The sequence below is a fragment of the Streptomyces ossamyceticus genome (assembly GCF_001418475.1).
GTDB lineage: Bacteria > Actinomycetota > Actinomycetes > Streptomycetales > Streptomycetaceae > Streptomyces > Streptomyces ossamyceticus.
The window spans coordinates 1-4,550 of sequence record NZ_LIQX01000267.1; the positions used below are offsets into that span (position 1 = coordinate 1).

5 protein-coding genes are annotated in these 4,550 nt (G+C 72.7%); 3 read left to right on the plus strand and 2 right to left on the minus strand.

Features of this window, described 5'->3' with window-relative positions; all coding sequences use genetic code 11:
• Positions 1-1,064 (plus strand): DUF6545 domain-containing protein (locus tag AOK15_RS20660; protein WP_107099462.1); only part of this gene is annotated, 1,064 nt, incomplete at its 5' end.
• Between the two features lie 68 nt (positions 1,065-1,132).
• Here the strand turns inward: AOK15_RS20660 and AOK15_RS20665 are convergent.
• Positions 1,133-1,990: an SMP-30/gluconolactonase/LRE family protein gene (locus AOK15_RS20665; RefSeq protein ID WP_055519023.1), complete on the minus strand. Its 858-nt coding sequence runs from the start codon at positions 1,988-1,990 to the stop codon at positions 1,133-1,135.
• Positions 1,987-2,760 (minus strand): IclR family transcriptional regulator, encoded by a 774-nt coding sequence (locus AOK15_RS20670; RefSeq protein WP_055519025.1) that lies wholly within the window; start codon positions 2,758-2,760, stop codon positions 1,987-1,989. Before AOK15_RS20670 ends, AOK15_RS20665 begins: the two co-directional genes overlap by 4 nt.
• Positions 2,761-2,946: 186 nt before the next feature.
• On the opposite strand from AOK15_RS20670, the gene AOK15_RS20675 reads away from it, so the two are divergent.
• Positions 2,947-3,600 (plus strand): hypothetical protein, encoded by a 654-nt coding sequence (locus tag AOK15_RS20675; RefSeq protein ID WP_055519027.1) that lies wholly within the window; start codon positions 2,947-2,949, stop codon positions 3,598-3,600.
• Positions 3,601-3,723: 123 nt separating this feature from the next.
• A complete protein-coding gene (locus tag AOK15_RS20680) occupies positions 3,724-4,368 on the plus strand; it encodes a dihydrofolate reductase family protein (protein WP_055519029.1) in 645 nt (214 codons plus the stop codon).
• Positions 4,369-4,550 lie beyond the last annotated feature (182 nt).

Genomic DNA, 4,550 nt, shown 5'->3' on the forward strand with positions numbered 1-4,550 from the left:
AGGACGACGATCACCGCCGCGCCATGCGCTGGGTCGTCAGCGTGTACGCGGCGGTGATCGTCGTCCTGTGGGTGCTGTTCGCGCTGGCGGACGTCCCCCGGGAGCGGCTGCGCGACCTGGACACGTACTACGCCACCACGCCCTTCATGCGCGAGGAGATCCTCCTCTACCTCGCCGCCCACACCGCGGCCTGCCTGATCACCTGTCATCTGATCCGCAGCTGGGTCCGCACCCGGGGCCTGGACCTGTGGCTGCGCGGCGGTCTGAAGGCGCTCGGCATCGGCTACGCGCTCAATCTGGTGTACGACGCCTCGAAGCTGACGGCGCTGGTCGCCCGCTGGACGGGCCACGACCTGGACTGGCTGAGCACCCATGTGGCGCCACCGGTGGTGGCCGTGGCGGCGATCTTCATCGCGGTCGGGTTCATCCTGCCGCACGGCGGCCAGTACCTGCACGAACGCTGGCGGGTGCGGGTGAGCCACTGGCGGCTGCGCCCCCTGTACCTGCTCACCCGGAGCGTCGGCGGCTCCGGGGTGCCGTTCGCCCTGCGCGCCACGGCGGAGCTGCGCCTCACCCGCCGTGAGACCTTCATCCGCGACGCCCTGCTCCAGCTGGCCCGCCACTTCGACGACGAACTGCACCGCCGCGCCTACGCCGGGGCCCTCGCCCTCGGTCACGGTCCCGGCCGGGCGCGGGCGCTGGCCGCCGCGGTGACGATCCAGGACGCGCTGGCCGCACGGAAGGCGTCGCCGTCCCCCGGGCCGCCGGCCGTCTCCCTGACGTCGGGCCCGCTGATCTTCCCCGACCTCACGGCCGGTGCGGGCCGCACGGCCTACCCCGAGTTCACCGTCTCCTCCGACCTCACCGACCTCCTCCAGGACATCGACGCCGTCTCCCGGGCGCTGCGCCGACCCACGGAGATCGAGGAGGTCCGCACCCTCGCGACCGGCCGGACCGGATCGGCGGGCTCGACCGGCTCGACCGGCTCGGCGGGCCCCGCCGACCCCGTGGGCCCAGCGGACCCGGCCTCCGCCGCGGAGAGCAGCGTGTCCGCGCACGAGTGACGGCCCGCCGGCCCACCGGGGTACGGGTGGGCCGACGGGCCGTCGACGGACAGACGGTGCGGGTGGGCTCAGCCGGCGAACGCGGGCTGCGCGAGGCCCTTGCCCGCGCCCGGCACCACCAGCAGCGAACCCGACAGCGGATGCGGGGTGTCGGTGCCGACCCGGGCCGTGGTGATGTACAGGTCGGTCAGGTCGGCGCCGCCGAACGCGCAGGCCGTGGGGCGGGGCGTGGGCAGTCGGACGACCCGGTCCAGTTCGCCGGAGGGGGTGTAGCGGCGGACGGCGCCGCCCTCCCACAGGGCGACCCAGACACAGCCCTCGGCGTCCACGGTGAGACCGTCGGGGAAGCCGGCGCCCTCCTCGATGGTGACGAACGGCCGCCGGTCGACGGGGAGCCGGACGCCGTCGGTCTCCGCGTAGTCGAAGACGTCGATGCGCCGGGTCGGCGAGTCGATGTAGTACATCAGCCGCTCGTCCGGGCTCCAGCCGATGCCGTTGCTGACGGCGACGTCGTCGAGGACGGCCTGCGCGAGGCCCTCGGCGGTGAACCGGGCGAGGCTGCCGCCGCCCGGGGCCTCGTCGTAGCGCATGGTGCCGGCGAAGAGGGAGCCGTCGGGGGCCACGGCGGCGTCGTTGGCCCGGCGGTCGGGGACCGGCTCGTGGTGCAGCCAGCGGAAGCCGCCGTCGGCGTCGCGCAGCCCGACACCGTCCCGCAGGTTCAGGACGAGGCCGCCGCCGACGCGGGGCTTGGCCGCGCCGACGTGCTGCTCGGTGACGAGGATGGTGCGGCGGCCGGAGGCCGGGTCGTAGGTGTAGACCCGGGAGCGGAGGATGTCGATCCAGATCAGCCGCTGGGCGTCGGCGTCCCAGGTGGGCCCCTCGCCGAGGGTCGCGTACTCGCGTACGGCGATGTCGTACGTGCTCATGCCACGCTCCGGTGTCCGAGGCGCTCGGAGAGTTCCGCGGCGCCCTTGGCGGCGAGCTGCTCCAGCTCGCCACGGCGGTCCTCGCTCCACCGGATCATGGGGACCGAGATGGAGAGCGCGGCGACGACCTTGCCCGTGCGGTCACGGACCGGGGCGGCCACGCAGGAGACGTCGGGGTTGGACTCGCGGTTCTCCACGGCGAGACCCCGCTCACGGATCTGGGCCAGGGTCTCGCGCAGCGCGCCCGGGTCGGTGATGCTGTTGGGCGTCATGGCGACCAGGTCGGCGTCGTCCGGGATCCGGGCGTCCAGCTCGGCCTCGGGAAGGGAGGCGAGGAGCATCTTGCCGACGGAGGTGCAGTGCGCCGGAAGGCGACGGCCGGCGGCGGACACCATGCGGACGGCGTGCGTGGAGTCGACCTTGGCGATGTAGATGACGTCCGTGTACTCCAGGATCGCCACGTGCACCGTCTCGTCGCAGGTCTCGGCGACGGTACGGGCGACCTGCTGGCCCTCGGCGGCCAGGTCCAGCTGCTCGGCGTAACGGCTGCCGAGCTGGTACGGACGGACACCGAGGCGGTAACGTCCCGGCTGGCCCGCCACCGGCACGATGTAGCCACGGGCGGCGAGCGTGGTGACCAGCTCGTGGACGGTGGTGCGCGGCAATTGGAGCTTGCGCACGATGTCGGGGGCGGAGAGCGTGCCGTCCCCGTCCAGGAAGAGCTCCAATATGTCGAGCGCCCGGGTCACGGCAGGTACTAGGCGTCCCACGGTCGGCCCCCTCCCTTGTTTCTTCGTTCTCAGTACCGACTGTGTTCGAAATTTCAACAGTCGATCGGCATGACGAACACAGGCTAATCAACGGGGTGCGGGCGGGCAATGGCCGAGAACGCCCCGTGTTTCCCGGCATCTGGGTGAGGGCAGCCCCTTTCCACACGAAGGGGACGGGGGCGGACGATGACGGAAGCCAGGAGAGCGGCCCGATTCCTGCTCGGCGGCCTGGTCGGCCTGGCGCTCGGAGCGGGGCTCGTCGGCGGGGCCTGGCTGATCACGGGGGACGACGGTGACACGGTGCCGGGCGCCGCGGGGGCGCCGGCCGGCCGGGGCGGGGAGCTGTCGGCGCCGGCGAGGCTGGGCGCGTTCGTCCCCCAGGACGAGGCCGTCCTGGAGCTGGACGCCTCGCAGGGGAAGGAGCAGGCGGAACGGACCCGTGACTGGGACGGCAGGAGCGGCGAGCTGCTGTCCGAGGCGCACGGGGGCGCGGCGGCCACCGTGCGGTCCTTCTCCGACTCCCGTCTGGTGTCGTTCTTCCAGTTCGCGGCCGTCCGCGGACCCTCCCCGCGTCCGTATGTGCCGTACACGGACCCGGCGGCACTCGGCCTGGAGAAGCCGACCGGCGAGAGGGTCACCTTCGGGAAGGTGGACTGTGTCCTCCACCACCAGCCGACCAACGCCGGGAACGAGCCGGAGCCCGACAGTGTGTCCACGGTGTCCTGTCAGCGCAGCGACGCGCGGCTGACGGTGCTGGTCCGCGATGTCACGGGGGACCTCACGCACGAGCCGAGCGAGGTGGCCCGGCTGGTGGACGAGGCCTGGGCCGGCCTCGCCTAGAGCCCTTCACGGGGACTCGGAGAAAAGTCACGGGCAGCTGTCGATCCGGCGCCGTCCCGTTCGACGCCATGGTGTGGGGCACTCCGCCACACGATGACGCGACAGGACCTGACGAGGAAACCAGTGGATCAGCTGCTGAGAGTGATGAACTTCAACGTCTCGAGGGACGGGATCGGTGCCGGTGAGGACCAGAGTTTCGAGCGGCCGTTCGGCCACGACCGTCCCGAGAGGCTGTTCGCCTGGGCCGGAGCCACGGCGAGCTGGCCCATGCGCACGGAGCCCGGGGGGAGCCGGGGCCTCGACGACTGTTTCACGCGGGACTTCGCACGCGACATCGGTGCCGAGATCATGGGCCGCAACAAGTTCGGGCCCCAGCGCGGGCCCTGGCAGAACCATGAGTGGCGCGGCTGGTGGGGGGAGGAGCCCCCGTTCCACACGCCGGTGTTCGTCATGACGCACCACGAGCGTGAGTCGTTCACGCTCTCCGACACCACGTTCCACTTCGTCGACGGGGAACCGGCCACGGTCCTCGAACGGGCGCGGGAAGCGGCGCGGGGCAAGGACGTCCGGCTCGGGGGCGGGGTCACCACGATCCGGCAGTTCCTCGATGCCGGCCTCGTCGACACCCTGCACGTGGCGGTCTCACCGGTGGAGCTCGGATCCGGGCTACGCCTGTGGGAGTCCCCCGACGAGCTGCTGGACCGGTTCCACCTGGAGGTGGTCCCCAGCCCGAGCGGCGTGACGCACCATCTGTTCTGGCGAAGGTGACCCGAGCGCCCACCGGAGTTACGGCCGCGGTGGCGAGAAGGCGTCCGCCCCACCGGACGCCCTTCTCGCCGCGGACGCGGGCGCGTTCCCCGCGCTGGGCGGCGAGGCTGCGCTTCCGCCGCCGCGCGCCCGTCAGCGTCGGCCGCGCGGGTCGCCCAGCTCCCCCCGGAGCCGCTGTGCCC

Bases quoted from the DNA above. Each gene is read 5' to 3' on its own strand.
- AOK15_RS20665 (WP_055519023.1), bottom strand. From the start codon at position 1,990: ATGAGCACGTACGACATCGCCGTACGCGAGTACGCGACCCTCGGCGAG.
- AOK15_RS20675 (WP_055519027.1), top strand. From the start codon at position 2,947: ATGACGGAAGCCAGGAGAGCGGCCCGATTCCTGCTCGGCGGCCTGGTC.